The sequence below is a fragment of the Halobacteriovorax sp. DA5 genome (assembly GCF_002903145.1).
GTDB lineage: Bacteria > Bdellovibrionota > Bacteriovoracia > Bacteriovoracales > Bacteriovoracaceae > Halobacteriovorax_A.
Map to the genome: position 1 here is coordinate 72129 of NZ_PPDJ01000002.1, position 15048 is coordinate 87176.

Consider the following 15048-nt stretch of genomic DNA (forward strand, 5'->3'; position numbering starts at 1 on the left):
AGCACTTTTATCCATATTTTGGAAGGTAATAGTCATATGATCATCAATGAATCGTTAAATAAGTATAATAAGATAGCTGTTGTAGGCCTTGGGGTTTCTGGAGTTTCAGCACTTCGCTTGCTGGCCTTTCTAGGTAAGGATATTTATTTAGTTAATCAAGGACCTGTTGATAAGTGGCCGGCCTTTGAAGATTCGACGTGTATTAAGGCGAGACTTCCTCAAGATGAAGCTGCCGATATGCTAGGGGAGATGGATCTGATTATTCTCTCACCGGGGATGTCTAAGGAGTTGCCATTATTTTCAAAAGCATCATGCCCAATTTGGTGTGAAATTGAACTTGCTTATAAATTTGCTGATGCACCAATTCTTGGAGTGACAGGAACAAATGGTAAGACAACAGTCGTCTCTTTCCTTGAAGAATGTGGCAAGCAGGATCCAACTGGTGAATACTTTGTTGGTGGTAATATTGGAACACCATTTTGTGACTATATCTATGAGCGCATGAGTGGAGAGCGTGAACCGGCCCAAGGTATAATTCTAGAGCTTTCAAGTTTTCAACTAAATCTCATTGAAGAATTTCAGTGTGATGTTGCAGGAATCTTAAACCTTACTTTCAGCCACGGTGAACGCTATGATGATCTAAGATCATATGCACTGGATAAATTCGAAATCTTTAAGAATATGGCCAATGAAGGAATCGGATTCTTACCGAATAATTTAGAAGTAAAAAATGAATTCCCAATTCGCAACGAGCATCAACTTGATCTCTCAATTGCTAAGGTTAAAGAAGAGCTTTCTGAGGTTATTGATATTGATTCACTTAAAATCTACGGTGAACACAATCTCGTCAATACATACTTTGTCTATCTTATGTGGGATGCCTTTACTGGCAATATCAAGGCATTTCAAAATGCCTGTGAAGTCTTTAGTGGTGTGGAATACCGCTTGCAGATGATAAGACACACGCAAGAAGGACGCTATTTCTTTAATGATGCCAAGTCCACAAATTGGGAGGCAACTCTTACGGCCTTAAACGGTGTGAAGGGGCTAGGGGAAGTTGAGTTAATTATTGGTGGCCAGCTTCGTGGTCATGGTGATAACCAGCTTGAGAAGCTTCTTCCTTTTAAAAGTCAGATTAAGAAGATTCTCTTCTTTGGTGAATCTGGAAAGGTTCTAAGTGAATCGAATTTTGAAATTGAATCTGAGTATTTTGAAAATTTGGATGAGATTTTTAAAGCAGGCTTTAGTGCAAGTGTCGTTCTATTTTCTCCGGCGTTTCCTTCTTTTGATCAGTATGCAAATTACGTCAAAAGAGGAGAGCACTTTACGAAATTAGCACTTACTTAAGAACTGAAATTGTTACTTTTTGTGACTTGGAATCCCTCATATTATCTGCAACAGCAATCTTAAATAAGAAAATAATGAGAATTCCAATAATAAACTTACCTGACTTTGATTCCATAATGTGATTATCGGTACTTAGTGATAATACTTTAGTAAATATTATCTTTTGTTAATAAATTTTTGCTTGCGCAAATCTCTTTGTTGAAACTAAGACCAATAATAGCATGCACAGCCCTGCGATCAAGGCGGCGGAATCCTTTGCTGGCGGGTGTTCAGAAAATTCCGTACTTATCTTTTTCTCAATATCCTCATAAATATGGCCATCATACTTGGCACTATCTTTTATCGGTGCAATTGAGCCACACATTGGTATTTGTTCCTTAGGATAAAGGTAAGTGGCACCATCCCAATCGTCTTGCCCAATCGTTTCTCTACCTGTGAGGTTTCTAAAGTACATAAGTGAGCTTTCTTTTGAAGAGTGGCCAAGGCCAAAGGCATGTCCGATTTCATGGGCAAAAAGAGCAATCTTCTGGGCCCTTGTCTGGTCGTTGTAGCGAGTTCCTGCAATGTCATTTAGGCCAATGACAGAGCCTTGGATAACTGTTCCGTTTAGATTATTTGGTAGTGTTACAGCTAAAATTCCTGTGGAAGTAAAAACTGTATTATTACTATTACAAACGATCAGAATCTGTGTGTTAGTACTTGGTACTTGGCTGACACAACCAGCTTCTCCTGCAGCACAGATTTGTTCAGTTGTATAATCATTGTTAACCGTTAAGATATCGCCACCTTTTAGGTGTAAACTACTTGTCGCAATCTTATTCCAATATTCACTAACTGCAATCTCTACCATATCCATGATTTCATCAGCAGAGTCTGTAATATTTGCGCAAGCATTATCCGCTATATCGACACGAATTTCTGGACTTGCAAAGCGAATAGGAATATTTGCGTTGATCGTAAATGCTAAGGTGTATGTTGAAAGAAGTAAGCTTATTATAAATTTCATTAGTTATTTCCAAAAGTATAGTTAAGAGATAATGCATAACTAAATGCGCGCTCATCACCATCTTCAAGGTTGAAGACGCTTAATTGTCCATTTACAAAGTAAGTCTTATTGAAGAGATAATCTGCACCAAGAATGACAATATTATTAACTGCTGTTTGGTAATCATCCGGTGTGTAGAATTGTTGTGTTGATGTTCCATTGCCAAGAGTTTGCATTTTTCCATCCATTGCTGTGTAGGTAAAGAAAATACCAACTCCTGCTTGTACTCTAAAGCTTTGATTGAAGGTGTGTTCGATAAGTGCATGAATCCAAAGGTTTGTAACAGTTACTGCACTATCTTCACTCGATTTTGGAAGAGTTAAACCTGTTTCAATATTTAGCTTTTTTTCCCAAGCAATATCTGTGCGATAATTGGCCCTGATAAATGGATTGAAAGTGAAGTAATTTCTCCCGCCATCAATATCGTTTTGAATTTTACCGACGTATTTCGTCAAATTCCCAAATCCAAGTGAGAACTCGCCAGGAATATTAAGTTCCTTTGCCTTTATAGAAAATGGAAGTATGCATATAATGCACAGAAGTAAAGAATGGGCTGCTTTCATGTAATAATTGTTAAGAAGTTTTCAAGCTTTGACAACTTCTTATTTGTTTTCAAATACTGGCATTTTATTTAAAATGCCAAGAGATTTAAAGAAACTTAAAAAGGATTTTAAATATGTTCGAAAATTATAAGATACCTAATGAATTAATTCCTAGTGATCCACGCTTTGGTGTTGGGCCATCTCTTGTTCCAACTGAATTTGTTCAAAGACTTGCTGATACAAAAGCAACGCTACTTGGGACTTCTCACAGAAAACCGGCAGTGAAAAATCTTGTAAAAGAAGTACAAGAGGGATTAAAAAATTTCTACAACTTACCTGAAGGTTATGAAGTCGTTTTAGGAAACGGTGGAGCAACTTTTCTTTTCGATATGATCGGTCTTGGTCTCGTTAATAAAAAAAGTGTTCACTACACATGTGGTGAATTCTCAAATAAATGGTTTAAGTCACATCATGCAATTCCATGGATTGAAGCGCAGGAAATTGCAAGTGAGTATGGCCAAGGTTGTGAGCCACAAGGCTCAGATGCTCATGCTGATGCTGACATGATTTGTTTTACTCTTAATGAAACTTCTACAGGTGTTCAAACGACGACAATCCCAAGTGTTAATGATGAGACACTTGTCGCTGTGGATGCAACAAGTGGTGCAGGACAAATTCCTCTTGATCTAACTAAAGTAGACTGCTATTTCTTTTCACCGCAAAAAGTTTTCGCATCTGAAGGTGGTCTCTTTGTCGCTATTATGTCACCGAAAGCACTAAAGCGTGCTGCAGAGATTGCAAAGACTGATCGCTATATTCCTGGTATTATGGATTGGACTGTTGCTATTGATAACTCTCTTAAAAATCAAACTTATAATACACCAAGTATCTCAACTCTTTTCTACTTAAATGAGCAGGTAAAGCTTATGAATTCTCAAGGCGGAGAAAAGAATGCAGTAGAACTTGCACGCAAGAAAGCTGATATGATTTACGGCTGGGCAAAGGAAGAAAGCTTTCTTGAGGCATACGTTTCTGATGAGAAGTATCGTTCAACTTCTGTTGCGACGATTAATATCGATGATAAGTATGAAGCTGCAGCACTCATTAAAGTACTTGAGCAACAAAATGCAGTTAACGGAATTGATTCGTACAGAAAGTTAGGAAAGAATCAGTTTAGAATTTCTCTTTTCCATAATGTGAAATTTGAAGATCTACAAAAGCTAACCAAAATTATTTCAAGCGCTGTTAATCAAGCAAATAATTAATTAATAAAGAAAAGGGAGTACTAAGTGCTCCTTTTTTATTTCAAAGAAATCGCTCTTAGATCAATTGACATGGATGAGTTAGTGTAAAACTCTAAGTAATCGCTTCCTAGGTTATCCCAAATCTCTTGTGTTGATAGAGGATTCTTTCTATTTTGATCAGCTACACCAAAGAAGAGTCCGATGATCTCTCCTGTATCTCGATTCATAATAGCACTTCCGGAATCTCCGGATTGAGCATCGCAGGCAGTAAAGAAAACATCTCTTACCTTATCCTTGTTGAATCTAATATCCATATTCCCTGTAAGATAAATGCAGTCAGTATCTTGTGCTATCTTAGCATCATATCTTCTCAGATCGGCCTTGCCACCACCAAAACCAACAGTTACGAGAGGATCTCCAGCTACAGGATTTGAAAATTTAGTATTAAGCGTTGGAAGTTCTGAGAGAAAGTTTAGTTTCTCACTTTTCTTAATTCGAAAGTAAAGATAATCGCTACCTGATTTAATTGTGCCTATGCTTATAACACCATCACACTTTGCTACTATCTTATTGTGGTCTTCATTAATGAGTAAAAGGGAGGATTCGCTACATTCTTTCTCGCCACTTATTACGTGATAATTAGTGAGAAAGATATAATGTTCAAGTTCTTCTTGGTAAAGAAAAGCAGTTCCAATTTTTCTCTTTATTTTGTTAACGACCTTGGCGGTACGAAGAACTAAGCTCTTTGTGTTTGTATCAAGTGTTTGAAAGAGCTTCTTTGTAACCCTTGGCCTACTCCATTCATCTCCACCAACGTAGCGTTTGGCCATTGTTAGATTAGAAAGCAATATCAATGTAAGTATAAGAATTATCTTGATCTTCCCCATAGTAGGGTTTTAGCTTAGATTATTTTTTGGGTCTAGAAATGTGAAAAGTTTATAAGAAAAAGGGACACCGAAATGTCCCTCTATATGGTTTTATTTTTTAGTTTTTAGCACCATCATCTTTATTGTAATTTTTTAAAAATTCAGTTTTCCACTCGTTGTAGCGATTATCTAAAATTGCTTCACGAGCTTCTTCTGCCATATTCTTATAGAATTCAATATTGTGCATTGTCGCTAGAACTTGTCCTAGGATCTCATTTGAATCAAAAAGGTGCTTAACATATGCACGAGTGAAGTTCTGGCAACAGTAACACTTACAATTTGGCTCAATAGGGAAGAAGTCACGACGATAGTTCTTGTGACGAATTCTAATCTTTCCACGTTTCGTAAATAGCGTTCCACCACGTGCAAATTTTGTTGGAATGATACAGTCACTCATATCAATTCCGTATTCCCAGATCATACATAGGTCTTCTGGATTACCAACGCCCATAACGTAGCGTGGTTTATCTTTTGGCATCTTAGGCCCTGTGTACTTAACGATTTTTTCCATAAGCTCAGGCCCTTCTCCTACGGATACACCACCAATGGCATAACCTGGAAGGTCGCGCTTAACAAGTTCATCAAGACACTCATCTCTATAATCATCGTATGTAGAACCTTGGATAATACCAAAAAGGGCCTGCTTTGGATTTGTCCAAGCATCAATACAACGATCTAGCCAGCGGTGAGTACGATCGATTGAATTCTTTGTATACTCGCGTGTCGCTGGGTATGGAATACACTCATCAAAGGCCATCATGATATCTGATCCAAGCTCTTGTTGGATTTGAATTGATGTCTCTGGAGAGAGCATAATTGATTTACCTTTATGGTCCTTAAACTCAGCTCCTTCTTCTTTAATGGCCTTTCTTTGAAGTGAGAAAACCTGGAATCCGCCTGAGTCTGTAAGAATTGGACGATCCCAATTCATAAACTTATGTAGTCCACCTGCTTTTTCAACCAGTTTTGAACCTGGTGATAAGTGAAGGTGGTACGTATTTGAAAGAATAATTTTAGTGTCCAGATCCTTTAGGAAGTTTGGTGGTAGTGCTTTAATTGCACCGTGCGTACCAACTGGCATAAATACTGGAGTTGGAATTTCACCATGAGGAGTAGTGATAACACCTGCTCTTGCTCCTGAATTCTTATCTTCGTGGACAACTTTGAATTTGAAGTGTTCTTTGACTTGATCTTGAATGCGCATAGATCACCCTTTGTCGTAACTCGACTGTTGAAATATTTCTACTAACTTTAATTATTTAAAGTACTTAGCTTTAATATTTCTTTTGCTGCTTCTTGTCCAACAGTATTTGTGCTACCTTGTAAAAATTTGGCCAGATCTCGGGCAAATTTTGTAAATGAAGCACGGTTCTCTCCGTTATCCTTAATTGAAACGAGCTGATTGATCTCGTCAAGTTGACTCATTAAAATTGATTTATTTGTACCGAGAAATGCCTTTTCAACACTATCTATATATTCAATCTTAACTTTTGGCTTTGCTAAGAATGTTAGGCCTTCAAGTTCACTTGATTTCATATTGCCGCCAACCTTTGAGAACTGCATAACTGAGTCATCTGAAATATAGAGATAGACTTCATCAAGATTGCTTCTATAGAAAGACGTGAATTTATTTAAGTTACGATATTGTTTATAGTTCATTTTAAACTCTGCAAAGGCCTTCTTTGATTGGCCAATGGCAAGTAGGTCAACATGAACTAAATCTTTTGTCGATCGTCCTTTGATGATCTCTCCGGCCCAAAATAATTTTCCAAAATCTTCTCGCGTTAAATAGCTCGATTTTTCATCTTTATAGAAAGAGCTTAAATAAGGATAGCGATACTTGAAGAATGGAATTGAGCTAAAGCTTTTTTGAAAATTTCTAAACGACATTTCATCTGTTAATTTTAAAACATATGTATTTGCTGTTTCCTTATTGATGATAAAGTAGCTTGGCCTTTGCCCTGCAATTCTTAAGATAATATTTTCCTGAGAGAATTTTTTTGAAACTAAAACCTCTTTAATTTTCAGCGGTCGTTTACCTAGCTCTTTTGGCACATTGATTTGTTTAGGAACAGGCGTGTCCGAAAAGCTTTCCTGAATAATAGGATAACCAATTACTAGCATTGTAAAGATTGCTAAGTTGATAAGTGAGATGAACTTAAATCCCTTTATACGATAAGTAATTCGCCCTTGAGTGATAAATTCTTTAAGAGATGGTGAATCAAAGATAACAGGGAGCTCAAATAATGGGATAAGGTGAGCAATAAGATCTAGTGGAGTTCTAAGAACAGCTTTTGCTCTTTTTGTAAGAAATGATCCTGTTGTTGTTGCACCACTAATAAAAAGGGTTGGTGAAACACTTAGAATTAAATTTGAAATAAATAGTATACCAAAAAGTACAATTACAATTTTCGCAATATCTGGGCTTACACTGAATTCGACAAATTTTGCAATTTCTGAATTTAGTAGAGTTGCGAGTTTATCACTTAGGCTCTCTATTGCTTCAACATCAATCTGAGTTGAAACTATCGTTGTTGCAAAGACAAGTGTTAATGCACTAACGAAGCGAGTAAAAGGGCCTACTAGTTTTCCTTGAGACTGTTTAATTTTTTTCTTTTTTTGTTGTGCTTTTCTGATCTTCGCACCTTCGTAGTCACGGGCAACACCAAGTTTTAGATCAGAGTCTTTATTTGTTGATTTAGTGCTCTTTTTTTTCTTCTTCGCTTTCTTCTTTTTTTGACTCGTAAGTGGTCGGCTAACGTGATCATTAGATTTTACCGACTTCTTACTTTGCTCTGCCTCTGCACTTTGAAGACGGGCAACGTTTAGAACTTGAGTAATACTTAAGGAGTCAGTGTCTTCTTTCATTCGAGGTTGTGAAGGCTGATCTCCATTTGTATCAATGACAAAGGAGATATCATCTTCATCGCTATCTGATTCGTCATCTGACTCATCTCTATTAAGCATACCACTACTTGTCATTTCAAACGAAGGTGTATGCCCTTGTGTTTGGGCCTTTATTTCTTCAACGCTTTCTTCTTGCTCATTCGTTGCAAAATTACTTAAGTCATCAAATTCAAGATCATCCTCATCATTTGCTGAGGCAATATCAAATTCATCAGGAAGTTGTTTTTCAAGAGATAGAGACTTGAGCTTAAATTCGCTACTTTTGTAGCTAAGTTTTTCTCCAATCTCCATGAAGTAAGTTGATCCTTCTTGCAGTGGAGTATCTTGTAATTTAGCGTCTTGTATTTTTTGAATTAATTTTAAAACTAGGCAATCGTCATCGACATGAACTTTTATGCTACCACCGTTTTCAGAGATAATGAGTTCATTATTTTCTTCTTTAAAAAAAAACTCTTTATTTGAGATTGTGATTTCTTGATTTTCGTTAGAGTTGCTGTGGATAAAACCAACTTGCATAGTCAACCTTTGTTAATTTTCAATTAAATTCCTTTTTATTTTAAAGGGATTATATAAATTTTCCTACTAATTTTTAGAATTGATTCCGTGTTAATATTGGTAAAGAGAATTAAGAAGATTTAACCACGGAAGGGGACAAATAGATGAAAAAATCTTTTTTAGTAAGAGCGACGTTTGCTACGCTCTTAGCAGGACAAGTGGCTTTTGCGGCCGATGCAGATTACAATGTACAGGAACGCTTTCGCCTAATGGAAGACAAATTCCAAACTCAAGAGTTTCTAAGAGAACCAGGACATGACTTTCTTATTGATATGTCTGTTTATGCTAATACGGATCTAATGGAACTTGTTGGTGATGTATCTGATGCTTCAGATGCTGCTGACCCAGATCAAGCAGCTGCTGATGTTCTTTCAGCTTATGCTGATACTGAACAAAACCTTAGACTGAATGTAGAAGTAGGTGTTCCACTTCCATCATTTAATGCTTTTAAAGGGACAATTAGTCCAAGTGTTAGGCTAGGTGTAAATGTTGGATCACTAATTGGAATTGGTGAAGAGGATATCATGATTGATACTTTCATCTCTGCAGTTCCTGGTGATGCTGAACTTAAAACAGTTCTTCAAGATAAAATCACACAAGGTGTTTTAAATGCCATTATCGGTGGTACAGCGGGTTACCAAAATGTTACAGATTTAGCAGCTACACTAGGTTTAAGTACTGAAGAAGAAACGGCCCTAAGAGATGCCCTTGGTGGTGAAGCTATTCCATTTGCTGGTTCAGGTTCAACTGCTCCAATTATCGATGCATATGTTAAGGCAGACGTTACTGCTGGTTTAAACTTTGATTATAAGAATGAGAGACACTTCGGTTCATTTTCTCTTTATGGTTTATATAGAGCTGACGTAAGACGTGTTCTTGATCAAGATGCAATTGCTGGTGACGGTGATGTTATTGATACTGAAAACCTTGATCAAAATATGACTCTTTATGCGATGGCCGACATTACTTATGGTTTCCACTGGCTATCAAATTTCAGAACAATGTTTAAGATCCAAGATATTGCTCTTGCAACAGTGATTGAAAATGATGAAGGTTATCTTCCATTATATGAGCCAGAAATTGGCTACCGTATGCACACAGATTATAGCTTTAATCTTTCAAATATGAGACTTCGTCCATTCGTAGGTTTCCACATGAGAGATGGTTATGATTTTGCTGATGGAGTTTATGCTGGTACTGATCTAATGTTCCATGTTTGGAAGGAGAGACTAGCTGTTACAGTAAGAGGGATGGTTGACTCTGAACACCTAACTCTAACTCCAAGAGTTAAGCTTGGATTCATGGATTTCATGTATTCTCTTAAGCAACCAATCACTTCTGAAGTAAAAGGTGTGAAAATCTCGACAATTCACTCTGTAAACTTCAGACTTCACTTCTAATTTAAGAAACATTGTGTTAAATATCGGGGATCAAATTGATCCCCTTTTTTATTTTGTCCACGTTAGGCCAGGGGACCGTGAGTGGATATGTCTATTTAGGAGAGTATAAAATGGCAAAAAGCACAAAAGAATTTGTTGACATTGTTGATATGGACCTATTTGCAGGTTTCCTTAAAGAGAATAAACTAACAAAACCAACTGAAGTACAAGCTGAAGCAATTCCTCAGTTTCTAGAAGGTCACAACCTACAAGTACAGGCCCAAACTGGTAGTGGTAAAACACTAAGTTATCTTCTACCACTATTTCAAAAGCTAAAAGAAACAGAAGCAGACATAAAAAATCAAAAGGCAGGCTCGCCTCGCGCGATTATTCTTCTACCAATTAAAGAGCTTGCGATGCAAGTCTCTGATGAGTGTAAGAAGATTTCTCACCATGCAAAGATGCGTGTTCGTCTTGCCCTTGGTGGTGAAAAAGGCAAGAAGGTAAGTACACTTAAAAAACAAACTTTTGATATTCTTATTGGAGGCCCTGGCCGAATTAAATCAATGATTGAGAAAAAAGAGATCCGTCTCGATGAACTTGAGTATCTAATTATTGATGAAGCCGACCAGCTTCTTGATATGGGATTTATGCGTGAGCTTAAGGCCATTCGTCGTCATCTTACGTCTTCGTACCAAGCATGCCTTGTTTCTGCAACGATGGCCGATGACTTTGATATGCTAAAGGCCGACTTCTTCTCAGGTATGGAATTTAAATCAGTAAGCCTAGTTGGCTCACACGGACTTTCTCAAACTATTGAAACTTTCAATATTGCTCTCGATTATACAGAGAAGAATGCCATGCTTGATGTTTTCGTTAAAAAAGAAGCAAAGGGCAGTGGGATTATTTTTGTTAACCAAAAAGAGAAGGCGGTAGAAGTTTATAACTATATGAAGCAAGCAAAACTTCATAAAAACCTTTACGTTTCTCATGGTGATATTACTGCAAAAGAAAGAAGTGAGAATTTTAAAAAGTTTAAATCAACTGGTGGTATTCTTATCACTACTGATATGGCGGCCCGTGGGATCGACATTAAGACTCTGCAATGGGTACTAAATTACGATCTTCCATTTGAAGCAGTTTATTATATTCACCGTTCGGGACGTGTAGGTCGTGCTGGAAGGGCCGGAAGTGTCTATAACTTTGTAACTAAGAAAGATCAAAAACTTATTGGTCAAATTAATGATGCCATTAAGAATCAAGATACTTTGAAGATTGATCCAATCTTTCTTAAGTCGATGGCAAAGAAATCGGGAGCTAAAAAGGTTGCAAAGAAAGTTGCTAGACGTGGGCCAGCACCACAGAAAAAGACTTCAAAAACGACGACGAGATCAACATCTCGCACAGGTGGACATACACCTTCTCGTACTTCAAAAACTTCTCGCGGCAGACGCCGTTAAATGATAAAATGCTAATATGTTTAAACATATTAGCATTTTCTTTCTTCTATTAACTTCACTTATTACTTCATCATGTTCTGAAAAGGATATTTATACGCCTTTGGAAATGTTTGATATGGCCTATAAATTCGACAATACAATTGAAGAAGTTCGCCTTAGTGTGAAGGAGAAGGAGAGACACCTTGACTGCAAGGATTATCCGGCCGGCTGTATTGAAGGCTCTCCTAAGCGCTTTAAGGTGAGACTAGTTGAAATGATTGTTGTCCAGTACTTATCATCTAATGAAGCATGTTTGGCCGCTTATAAGCTTGGTCAATATTATGCTCGCAATTGGCTCTTTGATGATGTTGCAGATGAGCCTGTTCTTGTTGATTTTGTTAAACAGGTTTATAAGGCGAAAAGTCCTAAGACAAGACAAGAGTGTAATTAAACCTCACTTACTTTAACCACTGCCTAATCTCTTCATAGTATTGTTCTAGTTTTTTATTAGCACCTATAAAGTCACTACTTGTGATTTGAAAACTCTTGTTATTATTTAATCGTATTTGAATTGCATGATTAGAAGCTGTGGCCCCTTTGGTTTTCAAAAGCTCTACACGTTCAATTTCATCAAGTCCAAATTGTGTGATTTGTTTTCTTAGCAATGAGCGAGCGACTAATCTTGCAGTATTTCTCGGTTTGCTCATTTCCAAGTGACGGTATTTTATTAAGGATAAGACGACAATGGGTGTGAAGAGAAATAGAAGTAGATCTTTTTGAGCCAGCTTATTATTGAATGTTAAGTAACTTCCAAGCCCAACAACAAGTAGTAAGATACACATAAGTGCTAGCTTAGTTGGAAATGAGTTAAGTGTTAAGTTTTGAAAATTAGTTTCAAGTTTTAACATATCGATCTCCGTTACGCTCTATACTTTATCAGGCCTTAAAGAAGTACTTTTTAAAGCCCGTCTGGAATGCATCAATTTTTACTTCCCAAGCATTAATAAACTCAGGGGATTGCTGTCTATATTCATTTAATGTTTCTTTAAAAAGCATTACCCAACGTCCAAGCTCTCCCATATGAATATTTAAGTACTCATGTGCCTCAAGTAAGTGTGCCGCAGGACGAGGAAATTTTATTCCTAGCAATTGTGCCTGCCAAAAAGCATTTATATTAACGAGATGCTCTTGAAAATCATCAATGCTTGAGAGTGGAGCGCTATTAGCAGTTATCTTTCGAAAGTGATAGCCGATGAATACGTCATTAATGGCCTTCTCGTAAAATGACCGAGTAACTTTCTCTATTAATTGAATTTCCAACTGATTGCCTGTCATGACTAAAGTCTACACTAAATATTGCGCTTTAAATACCGATGAAAGTTTATGAACAAAATAATTATATCTTTATTTTCATTACTACTTAGTAAATTTATTTACGCCGGAGCATTAACTTCTGTTAATAACGACACTTGTTGGTACAAGGAAGATGAGGGGCGCACTAAAATAGCTTCCTTTAATGATCAGGTAAGTATTAATACAAATCGTGATGAGATTTTAGGCCACGTTGTTAAGTACTTACATGAACAAAAATTTGCGGCAGACAAGATTGATATGATTCATTCGTTCGGATTATGTGGACCAAGACTTTCTTTGGCCTTTCGTATCTCTTACGATAAAGTCGATTATTGTCTTAGAGCAAATGTAAATAAGAATACTGAGTTAACTTTCTCAGGAATTGGACTTGCTCAAGATAGTAAAGGAGCTTGCCAGTCAATTGCTAGTGATAAATTGATAGTTTCTATTGATCAGAAAAATATTGTCGATCTACAAAAGCTCTTGGGTGAGCAGGGGATGTCGCCTAAGAAAGTTGATAAACTCTCATCTAAGGTTTACGTTTTATACTTTAACGTTGAAAGAGATGAAATTAAAGATGTAAGAAAGAGTATCGTCACATCAAATCTAGTTAACTCTGCGGAGTATTCAACTGGACAATATCATATTGCAGATGAATTCGAGTTATTAAGTATTAGCTACTTTAGAAAGTAGCTAAAACAAATAAAAAAGCCTCGCGATGCGAGGCTTTTTTAATTATCTTTTTCCAATTTCAGCAATTGTTTTTCCAAGAGACTTTGAACGTTTTAAGTATACGTTTGATCTCTCTTCGTGCTCAGCTTCTTCTTTACATGAAATACAAAGTTCCGCTGTGTTTCTCGCCATTAGACGATCGTAACCAATTTCAATATCACACTCATCGCATAGGCCATATTCACCTTTTTCGATTTTTGTAAGTGCTTTATTGATTTTCTTTACGTAGAAGTTTTCACGATTTCTGAAACGAATTTCCTGCGATGTTTGAACGTTAGCTACTGCCTCATCTAGAGGGTCAAGTAGTTCGTTCTTGTCCATGCAATACTGCTCTTTCTCACTGTTTTTGTTAAGAATTCTTTCTTTGTCAGCAAGTAGCGCATCTTTAAGTGCAGCTATTTGCTTGTCCGATAGATACGAGTTAGCTCTGTTCATTTCGACTCCCTTGTGCCGTGTTTCTTCCAGTGAAACAAGTTGCTTGTAACCTTTAATTTGCGCTTAGGCAAAACAATTACGCACAACAAATATTGTGTTCGTGTGTTGTAGAAAGAATTTACTGGTCGGGAAAGTGTTAGTAAAAGGTATTTTTCTTACAAAGGATTACTTTGTCACGAAATTTCAACAGTTTAGATCTAGTTTTTAGGAAACGTTGCTTCACAATGAGGGCAAAACTTCCAAAACTGCTTATCTACCTCATTTTGACAGCTTGAACATGTGATTAGTGCGCTTAATTCCTCAAATGCTTCGTCATACATATTGGCAAAGAGATCGCTTCTCATGGCCGCTATCGTTGTTGGATGGGCCCTGAAAGTTCCAGGCATGGTTTTATTTGGAATGAATTTGGCCGGTGTTACGCTCTTGTCTGGAAAGATCTGAACCTGAACTTCTTGCGAAGGCTGCATTTGATACATCTGCCTATTTGCAATATTGCGTTCGTTCTTTAGTAATTCAAAATTCTCATTGGCGCTAAACTTTCTTTCCATAAGCTAATTGTAGCACACTACTTCCAGCGACGTTCTAGTAGCTCAATTATTTCCACGCAGGCCTTCTTGTGCTGGTTAAATCGTGCAAAGAAGCCTGGTTTTGCTTCTAATACGGCCTTTTTGAAATAAATTGATTGTGAACCAAGGGATTCAATAAGGCGCAGAGTCCATTCAAAGACCTCAGGGTCTTGATGGCCAATAAGTTTTTCAAGTGCCTCTAAGAAGTCAAAAGGTAGTCTTTCACCTCTTTTGTGGAATTCATCTATTATCTGCTTTCTGGCAACGCCTAAACACAGAGTAAGGACTTCTGGATCGTGGCAAAGTGCAAGGCAGTCCATAATCTCTGGGTAGATAATATGATCAAGAGTAATGGTATTATCAAGTAAACACAGTAGAGGGATAAGTGCATCCCAGTTTTCTTCGCGATTTAGCTCCTGAAAACGTAGCTTAAAAACACTGAAATCTTCTTTTGTATAAGTGCAGTTGGGCCTTTTTCCCGCCTGTAAATCAGCGATGACGACGCGAAACTGTTCATCTATATCAATCATATTTCTTCCCTTGGGCCATTTTTGCGATTTTTCATGTAGCAATTACTC

Annotated in this window: 17 protein-coding genes; 6 read left to right on the forward strand and 11 right to left on the reverse strand. The window is 37.1% G+C overall.

Features of this window, described 5'->3' with window-relative positions:
- Window positions 1-36: 36 nt before the first annotated feature.
- Window positions 37-1347, forward strand: a complete 1311-nt coding sequence (murD, locus tag C0Z22_RS03755) for a UDP-N-acetylmuramoyl-L-alanine--D-glutamate ligase (protein WP_103217009.1) — start codon at window positions 37-39, stop codon at window positions 1345-1347.
- Here the strand turns inward: murD and C0Z22_RS16300 are convergent.
- Genes C0Z22_RS16300 through C0Z22_RS03765 form a run of 3 tightly spaced genes read right to left on the reverse strand, consistent with a single transcriptional unit; the run spans window position 1340 to window position 2847 of the window.
- Window positions 1340-1462, reverse strand: coding sequence for a hypothetical protein (locus C0Z22_RS16300; RefSeq protein ID WP_255407609.1), 123 nt, complete (start codon window positions 1460-1462; stop codon window positions 1340-1342). The genes murD and C0Z22_RS16300 overlap by 8 nt on opposite strands.
- 51 nt (window positions 1463-1513) lie before the next feature.
- Complete coding sequence (locus C0Z22_RS03760; protein WP_103217010.1) at window positions 1514-2353, reverse strand: matrixin family metalloprotease; 840 nt, start codon at window positions 2351-2353, stop codon at window positions 1514-1516.
- Complete coding sequence (locus C0Z22_RS03765) at window positions 2353-2847, reverse strand: hypothetical protein (protein WP_103217011.1); 495 nt, start codon at window positions 2845-2847, stop codon at window positions 2353-2355. Before C0Z22_RS03765 ends, C0Z22_RS03760 begins: the two co-directional genes overlap by 1 nt.
- Before the next feature lie 221 nt (window positions 2848-3068).
- Between C0Z22_RS03765 and C0Z22_RS03770 the strand changes: the two genes are divergently transcribed.
- Complete coding sequence (locus C0Z22_RS03770; protein WP_103217012.1) at window positions 3069-4199, forward strand: aminotransferase class V-fold PLP-dependent enzyme; 1131 nt, start codon at window positions 3069-3071, stop codon at window positions 4197-4199.
- A 35-nt stretch (window positions 4200-4234) separates the two neighbouring features.
- Here C0Z22_RS03770 and C0Z22_RS03775 read toward each other — a convergent pair whose 3' ends face one another.
- The 3 genes from C0Z22_RS03775 to C0Z22_RS03785 all read right to left on the reverse strand — a co-directional run bounded on the left by C0Z22_RS03775 (window position 4235) and on the right by C0Z22_RS03785 (window position 8527).
- Window positions 4235-5008 carry a serine protease gene (locus C0Z22_RS03775; RefSeq protein ID WP_158246798.1) on the reverse strand — a complete coding sequence of 258 codons (774 nt, stop codon included), beginning with the start codon at window positions 5006-5008 and terminating at the stop codon, window positions 4235-4237.
- Window positions 5009-5162: 154 nt separating this feature from the next.
- Window positions 5163-6308, reverse strand: coding sequence for a tRNA guanosine(34) transglycosylase Tgt (tgt, locus tag C0Z22_RS03780; protein WP_103217014.1), 1146 nt, complete (start codon window positions 6306-6308; stop codon window positions 5163-5165).
- 47 nt (window positions 6309-6355) lie between these two features.
- Window positions 6356-8527: a hypothetical protein gene (locus C0Z22_RS03785; protein ID WP_103217015.1), complete on the reverse strand. Its 2172-nt coding sequence runs from the start codon at window positions 8525-8527 to the stop codon at window positions 6356-6358.
- Between the two features lie 143 nt (window positions 8528-8670).
- On the opposite strand from C0Z22_RS03785, the gene C0Z22_RS03790 reads away from it, so the two are divergent.
- From C0Z22_RS03790 to C0Z22_RS03800, 3 genes are all read left to right on the forward strand, one after another.
- Window positions 8671-9966, forward strand: coding sequence for a hypothetical protein (locus C0Z22_RS03790; protein ID WP_103217016.1), 1296 nt, complete (start codon window positions 8671-8673; stop codon window positions 9964-9966).
- A gap of 110 nt (window positions 9967-10076) precedes the next feature.
- Window positions 10077-11405, forward strand: coding sequence for a DEAD/DEAH box helicase (locus C0Z22_RS03795; protein ID WP_103217017.1), 1329 nt, complete (start codon window positions 10077-10079; stop codon window positions 11403-11405).
- 16 nt (window positions 11406-11421) lie between these two features.
- Window positions 11422-11835, forward strand: coding sequence for a hypothetical protein (locus C0Z22_RS03800; RefSeq protein WP_103217018.1), 414 nt, complete (start codon window positions 11422-11424; stop codon window positions 11833-11835).
- Window positions 11836-11842: 7 nt separating this feature from the next.
- On the opposite strand, the gene C0Z22_RS03805 is transcribed toward C0Z22_RS03800, so the two are convergent.
- Complete coding sequence (locus tag C0Z22_RS03805; RefSeq protein ID WP_103217019.1) at window positions 11843-12292, reverse strand: hypothetical protein; 450 nt, start codon at window positions 12290-12292, stop codon at window positions 11843-11845.
- A 28-nt stretch (window positions 12293-12320) separates the two neighbouring features.
- Complete coding sequence (locus C0Z22_RS03810) at window positions 12321-12719, reverse strand: hypothetical protein (protein WP_146037779.1); 399 nt, start codon at window positions 12717-12719, stop codon at window positions 12321-12323.
- Window positions 12720-12767: 48 nt separating this feature from the next.
- Between C0Z22_RS03810 and C0Z22_RS03815 the strand changes: the two genes are divergently transcribed.
- Window positions 12768-13430, forward strand: coding sequence for a hypothetical protein (locus C0Z22_RS03815; protein ID WP_103217021.1), 663 nt, complete (start codon window positions 12768-12770; stop codon window positions 13428-13430).
- A gap of 42 nt (window positions 13431-13472) precedes the next feature.
- Here C0Z22_RS03815 and C0Z22_RS03820 read toward each other — a convergent pair whose 3' ends face one another.
- From C0Z22_RS03820 to C0Z22_RS03830, 3 genes are all read right to left on the reverse strand, one after another.
- The gene (locus C0Z22_RS03820; protein ID WP_103217022.1) at window positions 13473-13904 is read right to left on the reverse strand and encodes a TraR/DksA C4-type zinc finger protein; all 432 of its coding nucleotides are present in this window, start codon (window positions 13902-13904) and stop codon (window positions 13473-13475) included.
- A gap of 197 nt (window positions 13905-14101) precedes the next feature.
- Window positions 14102-14452, reverse strand: a complete 351-nt coding sequence (locus C0Z22_RS03825; RefSeq protein ID WP_103217023.1) for a hypothetical protein — start codon at window positions 14450-14452, stop codon at window positions 14102-14104.
- Window positions 14453-14469: 17 nt separating this feature from the next.
- Window positions 14470-15000: a hypothetical protein gene (locus C0Z22_RS03830; RefSeq protein ID WP_103217024.1), complete on the reverse strand. Its 531-nt coding sequence runs from the start codon at window positions 14998-15000 to the stop codon at window positions 14470-14472.
- Window positions 15001-15048 lie beyond the last annotated feature (48 nt).